This window comes from Kribbella sp. NPDC003557, assembly GCF_040610805.1.
Classification (GTDB): domain Bacteria; phylum Actinomycetota; class Actinomycetes; order Propionibacteriales; family Kribbellaceae; genus Kribbella.
Genome location: NZ_JBEXMY010000007.1, coordinates 1 through 16,628, shown reverse-complemented (window position 1 = coordinate 16,628; position 16,628 = coordinate 1). Strand labels below are relative to the sequence as shown.

General features: G+C 69.6%; 16 protein-coding genes. 9 read left to right on the top strand and 7 right to left on the bottom strand.

Translation table 11 applies throughout. From position 1 onward, the window contains the following. Position 1: 1 nt before the first annotated feature. The gene (locus tag ABZW60_RS28300; RefSeq protein ID WP_355481850.1) at positions 2–403 is read right to left on the bottom strand and encodes a hypothetical protein; all 402 of its coding nucleotides are present in this window, start codon (positions 401–403) and stop codon (positions 2–4) included. A gap of 76 nt (positions 404–479) precedes the next feature. On the opposite strand from ABZW60_RS28300, the gene ABZW60_RS28295 reads away from it, so the two are divergent. The 4 genes from ABZW60_RS28295 to ABZW60_RS28280 all read left to right on the top strand — a co-directional run bounded on the left by ABZW60_RS28295 (position 480) and on the right by ABZW60_RS28280 (position 3,315). Continuing rightward, entirely contained in the window at positions 480–926 is a 447-nt protein-coding gene (locus tag ABZW60_RS28295) for a MarR family transcriptional regulator (RefSeq protein ID WP_355481848.1), read from the top strand. After that, positions 923–2,137 (top strand): MFS transporter, encoded by a 1,215-nt coding sequence (locus ABZW60_RS28290; protein WP_355481846.1) that lies wholly within the window; start codon positions 923–925, stop codon positions 2,135–2,137. Before ABZW60_RS28295 ends, ABZW60_RS28290 begins: the two co-directional genes overlap by 4 nt. A 139-nt stretch (positions 2,138–2,276) precedes the next feature. Continuing rightward, positions 2,277–2,807 carry a TetR/AcrR family transcriptional regulator gene (locus tag ABZW60_RS28285; protein WP_355481844.1) on the top strand — a complete coding sequence of 177 codons (531 nt, stop codon included), beginning with the start codon at positions 2,277–2,279 and terminating at the stop codon, positions 2,805–2,807. A 10-nt stretch (positions 2,808–2,817) separates the two neighbouring features. Continuing rightward, complete coding sequence (locus tag ABZW60_RS28280) at positions 2,818–3,315, top strand: DUF2867 domain-containing protein (protein WP_355481842.1); 498 nt, start codon at positions 2,818–2,820, stop codon at positions 3,313–3,315. Here the strand turns inward: ABZW60_RS28280 and ABZW60_RS28275 are convergent. The 4 genes from ABZW60_RS28275 to ABZW60_RS28260 all read right to left on the bottom strand — a co-directional run bounded on the left by ABZW60_RS28275 (position 3,272) and on the right by ABZW60_RS28260 (position 8,475). Continuing rightward, positions 3,272–5,098, bottom strand: coding sequence for an ABC transporter permease (locus ABZW60_RS28275; RefSeq protein WP_355481840.1), 1,827 nt, complete (start codon positions 5,096–5,098; stop codon positions 3,272–3,274). The genes ABZW60_RS28280 and ABZW60_RS28275 overlap by 44 nt on opposite strands. Positions 5,099–5,168: 70 nt before the next feature. Continuing rightward, the gene (locus ABZW60_RS28270; RefSeq protein ID WP_355481838.1) at positions 5,169–5,564 is read right to left on the bottom strand and encodes a hypothetical protein; all 396 of its coding nucleotides are present in this window, start codon (positions 5,562–5,564) and stop codon (positions 5,169–5,171) included. Further along, positions 5,564–7,870 (bottom strand): CehA/McbA family metallohydrolase, encoded by a 2,307-nt coding sequence (locus ABZW60_RS28265; RefSeq protein ID WP_355481836.1) that lies wholly within the window; start codon positions 7,868–7,870, stop codon positions 5,564–5,566. Before ABZW60_RS28265 ends, ABZW60_RS28270 begins: the two co-directional genes overlap by 1 nt. 50 nt (positions 7,871–7,920) lie before the next feature. Continuing rightward, a complete protein-coding gene (locus tag ABZW60_RS28260) occupies positions 7,921–8,475 on the bottom strand; it encodes a TetR family transcriptional regulator (protein WP_355481834.1) in 555 nt (184 codons plus the stop codon). 118 nt (positions 8,476–8,593) lie between these two features. On the opposite strand from ABZW60_RS28260, the gene ABZW60_RS28255 reads away from it, so the two are divergent. Then, on the top strand, positions 8,594–11,116 hold the full coding sequence (locus ABZW60_RS28255; protein ID WP_355482987.1) for a bifunctional FO biosynthesis protein CofGH: 2,523 nt from the start codon (positions 8,594–8,596) through the stop codon (positions 11,114–11,116). 482 nt (positions 11,117–11,598) lie between these two features. Here the strand turns inward: ABZW60_RS28255 and ABZW60_RS28250 are convergent, their stop codons facing one another. Next, positions 11,599–12,225, bottom strand: coding sequence for a hypothetical protein (locus tag ABZW60_RS28250; protein WP_355481832.1), 627 nt, complete (start codon positions 12,223–12,225; stop codon positions 11,599–11,601). Next, positions 12,218–14,140, bottom strand: a complete 1,923-nt coding sequence (locus ABZW60_RS28245) for an acyl-CoA dehydrogenase (RefSeq protein WP_355481830.1) — start codon at positions 14,138–14,140, stop codon at positions 12,218–12,220. Before ABZW60_RS28245 ends, ABZW60_RS28250 begins: the two co-directional genes overlap by 8 nt. A gap of 100 nt (positions 14,141–14,240) precedes the next feature. Here ABZW60_RS28245 and ABZW60_RS28240 point away from each other — a divergent pair, with 100 nt between their 5' ends. From ABZW60_RS28240 to ABZW60_RS28225, 4 genes are all read left to right on the top strand, one after another. Then, complete coding sequence (locus ABZW60_RS28240; RefSeq protein WP_355481829.1) at positions 14,241–14,636, top strand: TOBE domain-containing protein; 396 nt, start codon at positions 14,241–14,243, stop codon at positions 14,634–14,636. Then, a complete protein-coding gene (modA, locus tag ABZW60_RS28235) occupies positions 14,636–15,412 on the top strand; it encodes a molybdate ABC transporter substrate-binding protein (protein WP_355481827.1) in 777 nt (258 codons plus the stop codon). The genes ABZW60_RS28240 and modA overlap by 1 nt, the downstream gene beginning before the upstream one ends. Further along, positions 15,409–16,215, top strand: a complete 807-nt coding sequence (modB, locus tag ABZW60_RS28230; RefSeq protein WP_355481825.1) for a molybdate ABC transporter permease subunit — start codon at positions 15,409–15,411, stop codon at positions 16,213–16,215. Before modA ends, modB begins: the two co-directional genes overlap by 4 nt. Beyond that, positions 16,212–16,628, top strand: a 417-nt coding sequence (locus tag ABZW60_RS28225) for an ATP-binding cassette domain-containing protein (RefSeq protein WP_355481823.1), incomplete at its 3' end; no start/stop codon positions are given. The genes modB and ABZW60_RS28225, both read left to right, overlap by 4 nt.

Sequence of the window (16,628 nt, the reverse complement as noted above, 5' to 3'; positions counted from 1 at the left end):
CTCAGTCGCCGACGTCCGCTCGCCAGCTGTTCGCGAGCTGGGCCAGGGGTTCGTTCAGCGCGAGGACGGCGTTCTGCTCGGACTCGTCGTCGGTCTCGCGCGAGACCGCCGTGATGCCGCGGATCCCCTGCTCCAGCCGGGCGATCCGCTCCCGCGCGTCCCCCTCGTCCAGCTCCGCCGCCGCGGCGATCCGCTGGGCCCGCTCCCTCCGCTCCCGAACCTCGGGCGACAGCTGTGCCGCCCAGCGCTCGATCAGGAACGCCGCGGTCTGCCGCAGCCGAGCATCGTCGATCTCCGGCACGACACCACGCAACGCCGCGAGCGCTTCCTGAGCATCCACCGCCCCGAGCCGCCATCCACGCTGCGCGGACTTGTAGCGGGCGAGGAACTCGTCGTACTGCACGCGCTCACTGTAGTGCGCGGGGTGATCTCGTTCACTTCGATGGAGATGCATAGCATTGCTATGTATATTTGTGGGTGTGACGGCACGAGATCTGACCAGCCTCGGGGAAGACATGGTGGTCGCGTCGACGCGGTTGGCGCGGCTCGCGACGCGGAACGTGAACACGTTGCCGCACGCCGCGATGCGGGTGCTCGGGCGGTTGGACGAGCTCGGGCAGGCGCGGATCAGTGAGCTGGCCAAGGCCGACCGGTGTTCGCAGCCGACCATGTCCACCCTGGTGCAGCGACTCGAGGACCAGGGATGGGTGCGGCGCGCCCAGGACCCGGCCGACTCGCGCGCCAGCCTGATCAGCCTCACCGACGCGGGCCTCGCCGAGCTGCGCAGTGCGCGGCAGCAGGCGGGCGCCGCACTGGCCGCACACCTCACTCAGCTCCCCGCCGACGACCTCACCACGTTGGAGGCCGCCGTCGCCATCGTCCACAAGCTCCTCACCCTCGAACCTTTGGAGGCCACGCCCCGGTGAGCACGTCGTCGTTCCTGAAGCAGCCCAAGTCCGTCTGGGCGGTCGCGTTCGCCTGCGTGATCGCGTTCATGGGCATCGGCCTGGTGGATCCGATCCTCAAGCCGATCGCCGAGCAGCTGCACGCGAGCCCGTCCCAGGTCTCGCTGCTGTTCACCAGCTACATGGCGGTCATCGGTGTCGCGATGCTGATCACCGGCGCGGTGTCCAGCCGGATCGGCGCCAAGCGCACCCTGCTCATCGGCCTGGCGATCATCGTCGTGTTCAGCGCACTGGCCGGTCTGTCGAACAGCATCGGCATGATCGTCGCCTTTCGCGCCGGGTGGGGTCTGGGCAACGCGCTGTTCATCGCGACCGCGCTCGCCACGATCGTGAACTCCGCCGCCGGATCGGTCGCCCAGGCGATCATCCTGTACGAGGCCGCGCTCGGTGTCGGCATCGCGGCCGGCCCGCTGGTCGGCGGCGAACTGGGCACGATCTCCTGGCGCGGCCCGTTCTTCGGCGTCGCCGTCCTGATGACGATCGCGCTCGCCGCGACCGCGTTCCTGCTGCCCGCATCGCCGCGCGAGGCACGGCGTACGTCGGTCGTCGAGCCGTTGAAGGCACTGCGGCACAGGTCGCTGGCGACCGTCGCGGTCACCGCGTTGCTGTACAACTTCGGGTTCTTCACACTGCTTGCCTTCACCCCGTTCCCGCTGGCGATGTCGGCGCGGGAGATCGGGCTGATCTTCTTCGGCTGGGGTATCTGCCTGGCGTTCACGTCGGTGTTCGTCGCGCCGCGGCTGCAGCGCCGGTTCGGCACTCTTCCGGTGGCGATGACGGTGTTGCTGCTGTTCGGCGCCGACCTCGCGGTGATGGGTGTCTACGCGCACCACAAGCCGGTGCTTGCGGCCGGCGTGATCGTGGCCGGCCTGTTCCTCGGCATCAACAACACGCTGATCACCGAGGCCGTGATGGCAGCCGCGCCCGTCGAACGCGGTACGGCGTCCGCGGCGTACTCCTTCGTCCGCTTCTCCGGCGGCGCCGTCGCCCCGTGGCTGGCCGGCAAGCTCGGCGAGGAGTTCAACATCCAGCTCCCGTTCTACGTCGGCGCCGTCGCCGTACTGCTGGCCGTCGCCGTCCTCGCAACCGGCTGGAAGCCCCTCGCCCACCTCCGCGCCCCCGCCACCCACTCCACGTCAGAAGCCGAAGCCCTCACCGCCGCCGACGCCTGACCCACCCCCATCCCGCCGGGCCCATCCCGCCGGACCCACCCCGCCGGACCCACCCCGCCGGCCCACCCCCCGCCGGCCCACCCCGGCGGGGGTTCTTTCCGCCGGCAGAACATACCAAACGGTATGGTATGTTTTGGTGATGGTCAGGCCGGTGGAGTTCTTGGATGCGGGGCTCGAGTTGCTGGCGACCGAGGGGGCGCCGGCGATCACGATCGAGCGGTTGACTGGAGAGCTCGGGCGGACCAAGGGGTCGTACTACCACCACTTCGGAAGCGCTGCGGGTTACAAGCAGGCGCTCCTCGAGTACTTCGAGGCGCAGTACACGACGCGCCTCATCGACACCATCGACGCGGAGAACGCCGCGCCGGACGCGAAGCTCCGGCATCTGTTGCGGCTCGTGCTGGCTGATCCGGATTCCGCGGCGCTGGAGATCGCGGTGCGGGCCTGGGCTTTGCAGGATGCTGATGTGCGGGCCGCGCAGGAGCGGGTGGACGCGGCACGGACGGCGTATCTGCGGGAGCTGTGCCGGGGACTGGACGCGGACGTGGATCCGGACCGGTTCGCGCAGCTGCTGTACCTGATCCTGATCGGCGCCGAGCAGGTGCTGCCACCGATCGACAAGCGCGATGTGCGGGAGATCTACGACCTGGTCCTCCGCCTCATCGACTAGAGGAGTTCAGATGCCGACCACTCTGCACGAGCTCGACGACCTGGTGCCGGTCGTCGACGAGATCGATGTGAAGACGGCGCGTGGCGACGTCACGCTGCGGGAGTTCGTCGCGGGCGCGCTGGGGCACAGTCCGTTGTGGATCAAGGGGTTGTTCGCGGTCCGGATGGCAGTCGCGGCGGTGCTCCGCCTCGACACGACCGGCATCCCGGACACGCGGCGGTTGCGGCCCGAGACCGTGAGCTTCACGCCGGGCGAGAAGGACGCGTTCTTCACCGTCGTGCGCGGCGAGGAGGATCACTACCTGCTGCTGAAGGTCACCGACAACCACCTGATCGGATACCTCGCGTTCATCACCGACAACGAGCGGCCGGCGACGATCAAGGTCGTCACCCTGGTGCAGTTCCTGCGGCCCGCCGGGCGGTTCTACTACAACCTGATCCGGCCGTTCCATCACGTCGTCCTGCTCAGTATGTGCCGAGCCGGCGAGACGTGGCGCGATAGGCAGTGAGGGCCGCGGCCACTCCCACGATCACCAACGCCGAGGCGAAGATCAGTCCGAGCAACCGCCACGGAATCGCCAGCGCTGCAAGGCCGTAAGGCCCCGCCGCGATCCCGGCCAGCGCGGCCGCGGCGACCAACGATCCCAGCAGTACGCCGACCACGACCACCGTCCCCGACTCCACCAGGGCGACCGCCACGACCTGCCCTCGCGTCAGCCCTGCCAGCCGCGACAACCTGAACTCCTGGCGCCGGTCGGCGGTCGACATCACCACCGCGTTGACGACCGCGACCGCGGTGAAGATCCCGGCGAGCCCCATGAGTGCGGCGAACAGCCCGGAGTTGCTCCGCTGCTGCGCTTCACCCCGCGCCTGCGCCCAGTGCTCGACCGTCTGACCGTCCAGCGTGGCCCCGGGCGCGAGCTTCACCAGGGTCTCGGTCCGGCCGCCGGCCGGCAGCAGGCTCCTCGGGATGAAGAAGTTCTCGCTCACATCCAGCGTCTCCGGCATGATCGCGACCACCTTGACCGCGACCGATCTGTTGCCCAGCGCAACCTTGAGTGTCGATCCCAGCTTGTAGCCCTCGGCCGCCATGCCGGGGCCGATGGCGATCGTCCGCCCGGTCAGCCGGTCCAGCGATCCCTTCCGCGGCCGCAGCGTGTGCGTCTGCTGGTACGCCGCCGGATCGATCCCGATCGCCTCGGCGTACACCGTTTTCCGAAAACGTGTGACGGCGATCGGTACGGCGGTCTGCACCGAGGCGGCCGTGATCCCGGGTCCCGGCGCCACCGCGTGATCGGCGACGACATCGGCCGTGATCAACCGCTCCTGCTCGACCCCGACCGCCTTCGCCAGCGACCCGAACGTGCCCCACAGGCCGACGACCAGCCCGACGAGCACGATCAACGGTGCCGCGGTCGCCGCGCTCCGCCGTACGGCGTGCAGGACGCCGGCCCGCGCGAGGTCGGCGATCAAGTTGCCCCGGACAACCAGTGCGGGCAGCCGACCGACCAGCGGCACGACGACCGGGCTCAGCTGGCTCAGGGCCACGGACCCGCTGATCATCACCACCAGTCCGATCATCAACCCGGCCACGAGGTCCCGCGCGGCCTGCGCCGCGATCACCAGCAGCACCGTGCCGGACGCGGCGGACAACCCCCAGAACCAGCGCCATCGCGTCATCACCCGCCGCGCCGCCTGCCCCTCGACGATCGCCTCGAGCGCGTTGACCCGCGACGCCCGCCAGGCCGCGGCGAGTACGCCGGCCAGCGCGGTACTCACGCCGACGATCATCGCCGCCCACACCGCACCCTGGTCCCACGGCGCGTCGAACCACTCCGGCAGCATCCCCAGCCGAACGAGCAACCACGACTGAGCCCAGGTCGCCAGCAGGCCCACCGGCAGCCCGGCGACGCTGCCGACCGTCCCGAGCAGGCCGGCCTCGGTCACCACCATCAGACACAGGTAGCCGCGCTGCGCCCCCACCAGTCGCAACAGCCCGAACTCGCGCCGCCGCTGCACGGTCATGAACCCGAACGTCGTGCTCACGATGAACACGCTGAGGAAAACAGCCAGCATGACCGACATTCCGAGCAGCGTCGCGGCACCGACGTACCCCTCCCGGACCTTGGCCCGCTCGAACGCCGACAACCCCGGCGGCACCACCGGCCGATCCGTCGCCGCCAGCATCTGCAGCCCCGACTGCACCAGACCGACCCCGAGCGCGACGGCAACCACCGCGCCGGCGAACAGCTGCCACCTGGTCCGCAGCGCCCCGACAGACAACCTTAGCATGCACCCAGCCAACCGGCCCGGCGGCTGCCGCGCCCGGGCTCCAGCACCCGACCTCGGGGTAGCTCATGCGCTACCGGGCGGACAGCAGCAGATTGACCGTGCTGTGGTTGGCAAGCCCGCCGAGCGCGCCCAGAGCCCGGAACGTCAGCGTCACGTCGACAACGGTGGGCGCGTCGAGCCGAACGCGGAACACGGTTTCTTGCCGATGCTCCCCGGTGAGCTCGTGCGCCGGCGACTCCAGTTGGAGACCGCTGACCGGCTCGGATTCGACCGCCAACGGCCCGGTGACGAAGCCGTCGTTGACGATCGTCACGGCGACCGGGTGCCACTCACCCGGCGTCAAGGAGCCGATCGGCGCGCCGCTACGGGCCACGTTCACCCGAGCCTCCGGGTTGATCGTGACCGCGATCGGCGCGTCGGTCGCCACCGGCCCGCAACACCCCACGGCAGGTGCGTGGTGAGTCATCAGTCGACCTCGCATTCCTCGAGCCGGGACAGGTAGATGGCCTGCGCCTCGTCGTACGCCTGCCGCGCAGCGTCGCTCTCGTCCTCCCGGATGAACCCGGACTTCGCCTTCCACAGCTGGTCGACGCAGTCATGCAGCCATTGCGCGCTGCGCCGCGACGCCCGGATCGGCCGGCCGCCGACCTCGAGGAAGACCGGCTGGGTGTGCACGCTGCGCAGGATCCGCAGCGCCAGCCAGGACGAGCGGTCCACGGTCACGTCGAACGCGACCTCCTGCTCGGTGCCATCGGCAACAATTTCCTGAGATGCCACCGCGACGCCGTTCACCACCACCTCGACGACGACCGACCGCGACGTACCGATCCGCGCCCGCTCGAGGTGCCAGCCGACCGGTGCGCTGTACGCCGGACGTCCCGCCGCCGGTGCCGGCGGCTGCTCGGGCAGCCAGGCGGCGACCGCCGCGCTGACCCGCACCGGGCCGGGCGCGTCCAGCGGATGCTCGCGGCCGAGGTCACCGTCGATCGCCAGGTCGAAGACATGACTGCGGCCGTCACCGAAGTACGACGCTTTCTCGCGGAGGCCGGTGATCCAGGCCTCGATCGCCTGCGGGCCCGACGGCGGATCGGTCAGCTGCACGTACGTACGCCCGACGCCGGGGCCCTCGTCGTAGATGCACGGATAGTCGGTCTCGCCGAGCATCAGCGTGCGGTAGCCGACGCTGAGCAGGTGGTACCAGATGTTCAGTTCGGACGCGGGCGCGAACTCCGCGCCGCACTGGAAGTCGGCGGCGCCGAGCGGGACGTCGACGACGATCTCGTTCGAGCCGATGCTCTGGAACGACGGCACGATGTAGTTGGGCAGCTCCTCGGTGCCGACCGCCAGACCGAGCCCGCAGTGCGCGTACCCGACCAGCGCGTTCTGCGCCTTGCCCCAACGCATCACCGGCAGGTTCCACGACGGCCAGTCCTCGATCACGGACGTTCCCGGGTAGTCCTGGTCGGACAGCCCGAGCAGGATCACGTGTCCGGAATGACTGGACGGAAAGCCGGAAACCTCGACGTCGTACCGCAGGGCACTCTCGCCGTCGCGGTCCGTCGGTCTGGGCGTCCACGTCATGCCCTGCGCGGCCTGCATCGCCGGATACTCGAGGTCGGCCGGCGGGCTGATCGACGCACCGCTGAAGAACTGTTTCTGGTGGTAGTAGCACGGCGCCCAGGTGAGCACACTGCCGAGCCACAGTCCCTCGCCACGGACGTGCCGGATCATCGTCTCCGGCGTGACGCCCTCGCTCGGCACGTTGTAGTGCGAGCAACCGCCGGCGTGGATGTGCGGGTCGCCGGAGTAGTACCCGTGGCTCGCCGGATCGACCCAACGGTCGAGCGCGACCGGAATGCTTGCGGTTTCCGCACCGACCTCGGTGTCCAGGGCCACCGGCCGGTACTCGGGCCCGCGGATCGCCGAGACCCGGTACCGGCCCTCGGGCAGCCGGACGACCTCTCCGGTTGCGCGGTAAACGTGTTCGTGGAAGAACATGTCCGGCGCCAGCCGCATCGCCTTGGACGGGTACGAGCGGCCCTGCTCGTCCTGGATCGTGATCGCGGCCATGCAACTGCGGCCGTCGGGCTCGCGGATGTCGAGCTGGATCTCGCGCGCCGGCGCACAGTCGAACTCGAACGAGGCACCGTAGCCGCGCAGCTCGAAGTTCGTCCGCTGGCCGGCGAGCTGCAGCGGCGATCGACTCAGACTGCGATGGTTGTGCTGGTCCGCGGCGAACAGCAACAGTCCGCCGGACCGGACGCCGTCGTCGCGGGCGTACAGGCTGATGACCTTGTACTCGACCTCGAGACCGGACAGTTCGCCGGGCGCCGCGAGCTTCGCGTCCAGCCATGCGTTCTTGATCCGCGGGACGACGGTCAGCGTGTCGTGCAAGGCGATCCGCGCGGAGTGGCTCTGGTAGTCGATCAGTCCGTACGTGCCGCCGTTCCACGTCGCCAGCTCGGCTTCGATGCGGTGCGGATTCGCCACCCGTACGAGGAAACTCCGCCAGCCGTGCTGGACCAGGCGCGGCGGCGCGGCACCGGGCGCGCTCAGCGCCATACCCTTCTCGTCGATCGACACGTCCACCAGGACGAACGGCCGCAGCAGGGTCTCGAGCTGGCTGCGGCGCTCCGCCTCGCTCAGCGAGCTGCTCTCCAGCTTGGACAGTTGGGTGACAGCGTCGGCCGGTAACGGATCGCCGAGTTCCTGCAGTTTCCGGGCGGCGCGGACCGCGGACGCGAACAAGGGCTGCACTGGGGGCTCTGACACCGAGGGACCTCCCTGATGGCGAGTTCCTTCGCGACCCTACTCGGCGCCGGCTACCTCAGCACCTCCAATAACGCGGCGACGTCGGCCTGGTCCAGGTCGCGCGCACCGATCAGGGCTTGCATCAGCAGTCCGTCGAGCGCGGCCACCAGGAGCCTCGCCTTCTGCGGATCCGCGGTGAACGCGCGAGCGATTTCCGTCAGCGGCTCCAACCACGCCCCGGCCGTCTCGCGCAGATCCGGCCGCCGGGCCGCGTACAGGTACAGCTCGTACAACGCCAGCGTCCGGCCGCGTCGCCGGACGACGCTGTGCTCGATCAGCCTGGCCAGCTCGTCGGCCGGCCGCGCGCCCAGCTCGCTCCCGCGACCGTGCAGCTCGACGGCGAGGTCCTCGGCGGCCGACTGCAGCGCGGCGACCAGCAGGTCGTCCAGTGTCGGAAAGTGATAGGTGATCGACGCGACGGAAACGTCGGCCACGGCGGCCACCGCGCGATGACTGACACCTGCGACTCCGTCGCGTTCGATGACGGTCAGCGTCGCCGCGAGCAGCTCGCCGCGGCGCTGCTCACCACGCGCCCGGCGCCCGTCGACACCCCGCCTGACCTGCACGAACAGCAAACTATCAGGACGTTCGTACGGATTGATTTTGGTTGCCGGAATCGCGGGATCCGGCGTTTTCCGCGACTTAGGCTCGGATCTCGTGGCCCCCTCAGAACTGACGACAGCGATGCGGCGCGCGCTGAAGCGCGCGGACGACGGCAAGACCCTGGACCCGGCGGAGGCGGAGGTGCTGCTCGGCGCGAGCGGCGACGCGCTGACCGCGCTGATGACGACCGCGGCCAGGGTCCGCGACCAAGGCCTGGCCGACGCCGGCCGCCCCGGGATCATCACGTTCTCGAAGAAGGTCTTCATCCCGCTGACGCGGCTGTGCCGGGACCGGTGTCACTACTGCACGTTCGCGACCACGCCCGGCCGGGTGCACGCCCCGTACCTGTCGCCGGACGAGGTGCTGGAGATCGCGCGGCAGGGCGCGGCGCTCGGCTGCAAGGAGGCGCTGTTCACGCTCGGCGACGCACCCGAGGAGCGCTGGGACGCGGCGCGGACGTGGCTCGACGAGGCCGGGTACGACAGCACGCTCGACTACGTCCGGGCGATGGCGATCCGGGTCCTCGAGGAGACCGGTCTGCTACCGCACCTGAACCCGGGCGTGATGTCGTGGCAGGACCTGCAGCGGCTGAAGCCGGTCGCGCCGAGCATGGGGATGATGCTCGAGACCACGTCGCGGCGGCTGTTCGAGGAGAAGGGCCAGCCGCACTTCGGGTCGCCGGACAAGGACCCGGCGGTCCGGCTCCGGGTGCTCGAGGACGCCGGGCGCTCGAACGTGCCGTTCACGACCGGGCTGCTGATCGGGATCGGGGAAACGCTGACGGAACGTTCCGACTCGATTTTCGCGTTGCGGAAAATCGCCCGGCAGTACAACGGTCTCCAGGAAGTCATCATCCAGGGTTTCCGGGTGAAGCCGGACACCGCGATGCGCAACGACGCCGACGTGCCGCTCGACGAGTGGCTGGCCGCGATCGCCGTGACGCGGATCGTGCTCGGGCCGCGGGTGCGGGTCCAGGCGCCGCCGAACCTGGTCGACCTGGCCGAGTGCCGTGCGCTGCTGGACGCGGGCGTGGACGACTTCGGCGGGGTCTCGCCGCTGACGCCCGACCACGTGAACCCGGAGCGGCCGTGGCCGCAGATCGACGACCTGGCGAAGGTGACCGCCGATGCCGGATTCGTGTTGCGCGAGCGGCTGACCGCGCATCCGGAGTACCTGCGGGAGCCCTGGCTCGACCCGCGGCTGATCTCGCACGTCGAGGCGCTCGTCGACCCGGCCACCGGCCTGGCGAACGAGGACGCGAAGCCGGTCGGCCTCCCGTGGCAGGAGCCCGACGGCGGCTGGGACAGCGTCGGACGAACCGACCTCCACACCGCGATCGACACCGAGGGCCGCCGCACCGAAACCCGCTCCGACTTCGACGCCGCCTACGGCGACTGGGACGTACTCCGCGAGCAGGTCGCCGAACGGCGCACCGCAGAAGCAGCAACCGCAGCCGGGGGTTCCTCGCCGGAGCGGATTTCTGCTGAAGTGAAGGCGGCTTTGGCTGCCGCCGAGCGGGATCCCGCCGGACTCTCGGATGCTCAGGCGCTGACTCTGATGACTGTTACCGGCCCGGCGTTGGACGAGCTGGCGCGGATCGCCGACGACCTGCGGAAGGCGACGGTCGGCGATGACGTGACCTACGTGGTGAACCGGAACATCAACTTCACCAACGTCTGCTACACCGGCTGCCGGTTCTGCGCGTTCGCGCAGCGGCGCACCGACGCCGACGCCTACTCGCTGTCGATGGACGAGGTCGGCCAGCGCGCCGAAGAAGCCTGGGTGATCGGCGCGACCGAGGTCTGCATGCAGGGCGGTATCCACCCGGACCTTCCGGGTACGGCGTACGCCGACCTGGTGCGCGCGGTCAAGGACCGGGTGCCGGACATGCATGTGCACGCCTACTCGCCGATGGAGATCGTGAACGGCTCGGTACGCACCGGCCTGTCGATCGAGGAGTTCCTGATCTCGGTGAAGGAGGCCGGGCTGGACAGCATCCCCGGCACCGCGGCCGAGATCCTCGACGACGACGTGCGCTGGATCCTCACCAAGGGGAAGTTGCCGACGGCAAGCTGGATCGAGGTGATCAGCACCGCGCACAAGGTCGGCCTGCCGTCCAGCTCGACGATGATGTACGGCCACGTCGACGCGCCGCACCACTGGGTCCAGCACCTGCGCACGATCGCCGCGGTTCAGGACCGGACCGGCGGCTTCACCGAGTTCGTGCTGCTGCCGTTCATCCACCAGAACTCGCCGATCTACCTGGCCGGCGTCGCCCGGCCCGGCCCGACGTACGACGAGAACCGCGCGGTGCACGCGATGGCGCGGATCATGCTGCACGGCCGGATCGACAACATCCAGTGCTCGTGGGTGAAGCTCGGCGTCGACGGCTGCGTCGCCGTCCTGAACGGCGGCGTCAACGACATCGGCGGCACGCTGATGGAGGAGACCATCAGCCGGATGGCCGGCTCCAAGCACGGCAGCCGCAAGTCGATCGCCGAACTGACGGCGATGGCCACCGCCGCCGGCCGCCCGGCGCGGCAGCGCACCACGACGTACGGCGACGTCCCGGCCCGCCCGGCCACGGAGCTCGAACTCGCCTGATCAGGCCCCCGGACGACGGGATGTGCGGCCCGGCAGGGAATCTTGACAACTGGTTAGTTGTTGCAGAAGGCAACATCTGTACGGAAAGTGAAGGAAGTTTTACTGAGCGTTGCTTACTTCAAAGGCAATGCAAATGTTTGAACCGGAGGATTCCCGGTACGCCGGGCGCCGTGACAACGTTCAGTTGTCGGCGACGGACGGGTCGCCGGCGCAAGGTCCAGGTGGTTCCCGCAGCACTCCCGTCCGCGACCGGACTGTACCTCCCCTGCCGGTCACGGAATGAGACGCGGGCCCGCCCTCCTTCGGGCCACTGCCCTCTCGGGGCAACAGCAGGACGCCGGCCGTGTCGGTGGGGTGTTGGTCGCCAGTGAGGTGGCGACCAACGCCCGGCACGGTCGGCGTTTCTTTCTGGAGGCTGCCTTGCTGTACCGGTGCTGCTGGGGACCGGTACAGCGGGCAGCTTTCTGGTGCGTGCGGCTCTTCTAGTACGGGTACGTGTCGTCGCGACGGGTCGGGTCCAGGTCCCACAGGGAGAACTGGACGACCTTGTGCGACTCCTCGCCGCCGCCCGGGACCAGCCCGAACGACTCGTACTCCTTCGAGCCGAGTCCGTCCAGGTAGCAGAGCAGCTCGAACGCCGACTGCGCGTCCTCGATGTCGTCGACGACCTCGTCGTTCTGCGCCTCGTCCGCACGGCTGCGCACATACTCCACGAAGGCGTCCGGGTCGGTCACCACGTAGTCGTAGCGCGCCTGGTAGCTCAGCCGGACGCCGTTCTCCGGGAGCAACGGCTCCTCGAGCTCCTCGAGGTCGTCCAGCGGGCCGCCCTCGACGATCTCCCGGTAGTCCGCGGGGTCGTCGAAGTCGTCGGGCCCCAGCGGCAGGTCGTCCAGTTCGTCGGGGTCGTACGAGTCGATCCCGAGGAAGATGTCACCCCAGCCTCGTTCGTGGACGGCGTCCGCGAGCGCCCGGGCCTGGACCCGGACGTTCTCGATCGCGCCGGTGGCCCGCAGGTCGTGCAGATCCAGAGCGTCAGCCTGCTCCAGGAGCACCCGGGCGAGTTCACGGGCGGCCTCGGCGGCCGAGGCGGGTTCGATCGGCTCACTCATGCTGTGACGGTACAACCATGGGCACCTCCACTGCCGAGCCCGGTACTCCGAACGCGTCGACGAGCTCCACCGCAGCCGGCCGGACGACCGCGCACAACTCGTTGACCAGCGCGGTGATCGCCTTCGAGCGGCCGGGCGAAAGCCGGCCGTGCTCCAGGTACCACGCGCGCTCCGCCTCGATCGTGGCCAGCGCGTGCAGGTCGTACAGCTCCTGCAGCCGCGGCCGGACATTGTCCGGAGCGTTCCGCACCGCGGACTGGAAGGCTTCGAGGACGACCCGGTCGACATGCGCACGACCGGCCGCGATCACGTGGTCCTGGCACCGGTTGAAGACGTCGAACGGCTCGTCCCCCGCATCGATCCCGCCCTTCAACCGCCGCGCCACCCCGGACAGCATGTGCTCCTCCCGGAACCGCAGCAGACCCGAGTGGTACGCGTCGTCGCGCAGCCCCGCGTCGGGGTCGGCGGCGTCGCTGCGATTCGGCACGGCGTCGCGCAGCCGCTCGATCAACGGCCGCAGCGCCGCCTTCTCGACCGCGATCTCCACGGCCTGCGCCGCGACGAACCGGGCCGTGCCCAACGGGTCCAGCTTGCCGAACGACTCGCGGTAGTCAGTCAGCAGACCCTTCGCCACCAGCTGCAGCAGGACCGTGTTGTCGCCCTCGAAGGTGGTGAATACGTCGGTGTCCGCCTTCAGCGTCGCCAACCGGTTCTCGGCGAGGTAGCCCGCGCCGCCGCACGCCTCCCGGCACATCTGGATCGTCTCGGTCGCATGCCACGTCCCGAGCGCCTTCGTCCCCGCGGCCTGCGCCTCCAGCGCGCGCCGGTCGTGCTCGTCCCGGTCGTCGTTGAACACCCGGACGAACTCCTCGACCAGGTCCGCCTGCGCGAAGTGCAGCGCATACGTCCGGGCGAGCAACGGCAGGAGTCTGCGCTGATGCATCCGATAGTCGAGCAGCAGCGCCTCCTCGTCGCTGCCCGGTGCGCCGAACTGGCGCCGCTGGACCGCATACCGGATCGCGATCGCGAGGGCGACCTTGCTCGCATTGATCGCCGCGCCGCCGACCGACACCCGGCCCTGCACCAACGTGCCGAGCATGGTGAAGAACCGGCGGTCCGGATTCTCGATCGCGCTGCTGTAGTTGCCGGCTGCATCGACCTGGGCGTAGCGGTCGAGCAGCGCGTCGCGCGGCACCCGGACCTGGTCGAACACGATCCGCCCGTTGTCGACGCCGTTCAGCCCGAGCTTCGGCCCGCAGTCCGACAGCGTCACACCCGGCAACGCCGACCCGTCCGCCGCACGGATCGGCACCAGCAGGCAGTGCACACCGTGGCTCTCGCCGCCGACGACCAACTGCGCGAACACGGCCGCCATCCGCCCATGACGTGCCGCGTTGCCGATGTAGTCCTTGCGCGCCGCCGCGGTCGGCGTGTGCACGACGAACTCTCCCGCCGCCTCGTCGTACGTCGCCGTCGTGCCGAGGGCCTGCACGTTCGACCCGTGGCCGGTCTCGGTCATCGCGAAGCAGCCGAGCAGCCGCCCGCTGACCGCGTCCGCCAGGTAACGCTCGTGATGCCGCTCGGTCCCGAGATGCAGGATCGCGCCGGCGAACAGGCCGAACTGCACACCGGCCTTGACCATCAGCGACAGGTCACCGAAGGCCAGCGTCTCGAAGGCCGCGATGAACCCGCCCAGGTCCGCCTCGCCGCCGTACTCCTTCGGATAGCCCCGCGCGGGCAGGCCGTCCGCGGCCGACTCCAGCAACAGGTCCAGGATCCGGTCCCGATACTCGTCGCGGGGCAGCCGCACCGCCAGGTCACCGAAGTCGGCGTGCGCGGCCAGGCCGGCCCGCACGACGTCCCGCGCCGCCTTGTGCGGCCCGTCCAAGTAGTCCCGCATCGCCGATGTGCTCATGCCCTCTAACTTACGAGTTCTCGCCACTACTTTCCGTCACCGTTCTCTGACTGTGGAAAAGCTGGCATCAATCCGCATCTGCGGCGGTACGCTTTCTCTCGTGCCGAACTTGCGGATCAGCGAAGCGGCCGCGCTCCTGGGGGTCAGCGACGACACGGTTCGGCGCTGGATCGATCAGGGCCGGTTGCCGTCGAAACAGGAGAGCGGGCGGATGGCCGTCGACGGGCAGGCGCTCGCCGCGTTCGCCCAGGAGCTGGCCGACTCCCCCGAGCCGGGTCACACCGCCGCGGCCTCGGCGCGGAACCGGATGCGCGGCATCGTCACCCGGGTCCTCAAGGACGGCGTGATGGCCCAGGTCGAGATGCAGGCCGGGCCGTTCCGCGTCGTCTCGCTGATGAGCCGTGAGGCCGCGGACGAGCTCGGCCTGGAGCCCGGGGTGGTGGCCGTCGCCTCGATCAAGTCCACCCATGTCGTCGTCGAGATCCCGGAGGCCTGATGTTCCGCCGTGCCACGTTCGCCGCCCTCGCCGCGGTCGCCGTGCTCGCCGTCGCCGGCTGCGGGGACGACACCCCGGCGGCCTCGTCCGGCAGTTCGGGTGCGCCGACGCTGTCCGGTGAGGTCAACGTGTTCGCGGCGGCCTCGCTGACCGGGACGTTCACCCAGCTCGGCAAGGACTTCGAGGCCGCGCACCCCGGCGTGAAGGTGCACCTCAACTTCGCCGGCAGCTCGGCGCTCGCGAAGCAGATCAACGAGGGCGCGCCCGCGGACGTCTTCGCCTCGGCGGCGCCCAAGAACATGGACGACGTCAAGGACAAGGGCACGCCGACGACCTTCGTGAAGAACACGCTGGAGATCGCCGTGCCGAAGGGCAACCCGGGCAGGATCACCGGGATCAAGGACTTCGCGGACAAGGACAAGAAGATCGCGATCTGCGCCGCGCAGGTGCCGTGCGGCGCGGCCGCCGAGAAGGTGTTCAAGGCCGTCGGGATCACCGCCCAGCCCGACAGCCTCGAGCAGGACGTGAAGGCGGCACTCACCAAGGTCGGCCTCGGCGAGGTCGACGCGGCGCTCGTCTACAAGACCGACGTGCTGGCCGCCAAGGACAAGGTCGAGGGCATCGAGTTCCCGGAGTCGGCCAAGGCCGTCAACGAGTACCCCATCGCCACGCTGACCAAAGGCCCGAATCCTGATGGAGCCAAGGCGTTCGTCGACTACGTGCTGTCCGACAAGGGCAAGGCCGTGCTGACCGCGGCGGGCTTCGACGCGCCATGAGCCGTCGGGGCAGGAGTACGAGCGGGCGCGTCCCACTTGTGCTCCTGCTGCCTGCTCTGCTCGGGCTGGCGTTCCTGCTCGTCCCGTTGGTCGGACTGCTTGCCAAAGCCCCGTGGTCGACCTTGCCGGGCCGGCTGTTCAGTGCTGAGGTGTGGCAGGCGCTGAGGCTCTCGTTGGTGTGCGCCACTGCTGCTACTGCTGTGTGCTTGCTGCTGGGCGTCCCGCTTGCCTGGCTGCTCGCTCGCGGCGGCCTGCCCGGCCGGAGTCTGATCCGGGCGTTCGTGACGGTCCCGCTGGTACTGCCGCCGGTAGTCGGCGGTGTGGCGTTGCTGTTGGTGCTCGGGCGACGCGGTCTGATCGGTCAGCACCTCGACGCGTGGTTCGGCATCTCGCTGCCGTTCACGACCGCCGGCGTGATCGTCGCCGAGGCGTTCGTGGCCATGCCGTTCCTGGTCATCTCCGTCGAAGGCGCACTGCGTGCCGCGGACCCGCGCTACGAGGAGGCGGCCGCAACGCTCGGCGCGGGACGCTGGACGACGTTCCGGCGCGTGACGCTCCCTTCGATCGCACCAGGGATCGTCGCCGGGACAGTGCTCTGCTGGGCGCGCGCACTGGGCGAGTTCGGCGCCACGATCACGTTCGCGGGCAACTTCCCGGGCCGTACGACGACCATGCCACTGGCCGTCTACCTGGCGCTGGAGACGGATCCCGACGTGGCCGTCGTACTGAGTCTGGTGCTTCTGCTCGTGTCTGTCGTCGTACTGGCCTCTCTCCGCGAGCGCTGGATCGGTGGGCTCCGTTGACCCTGTACGCCGACCTGCGCGTGAGCCGTGGCTCCTTCGAGCTCGCACTGGACCTCACTGTCGAGCCGGGCGAGGTCGTCGCGCTTCTCGGGCCCAACGGCGCCGGCAAGACCACAGCGCTGCGTGCGATCGCCGGACTGCTCGCAGTGGACAGCGGGCGGATCGCGCTGGACGCCGCGGTCTGGGACGAGCCGCCGAGCACCTTTCGTACGCCGGACCGTCGGCCGATCGGCGTCGTGTTCCAGGACTACCTGCTCTTCAACCACCTGAGCTGCTTGGAGAACGTGGCCTTCGGTCTCCGCGCCCGCGGTGTCGAGATGAACCGTCCCGGGTTTGGTGCACCCTCGGTTATGTGTGGACGACCGGTCGGTCGTCTCGGGTTTGTGCATAGTAGTCGGCCTCGGCTTCGGCGG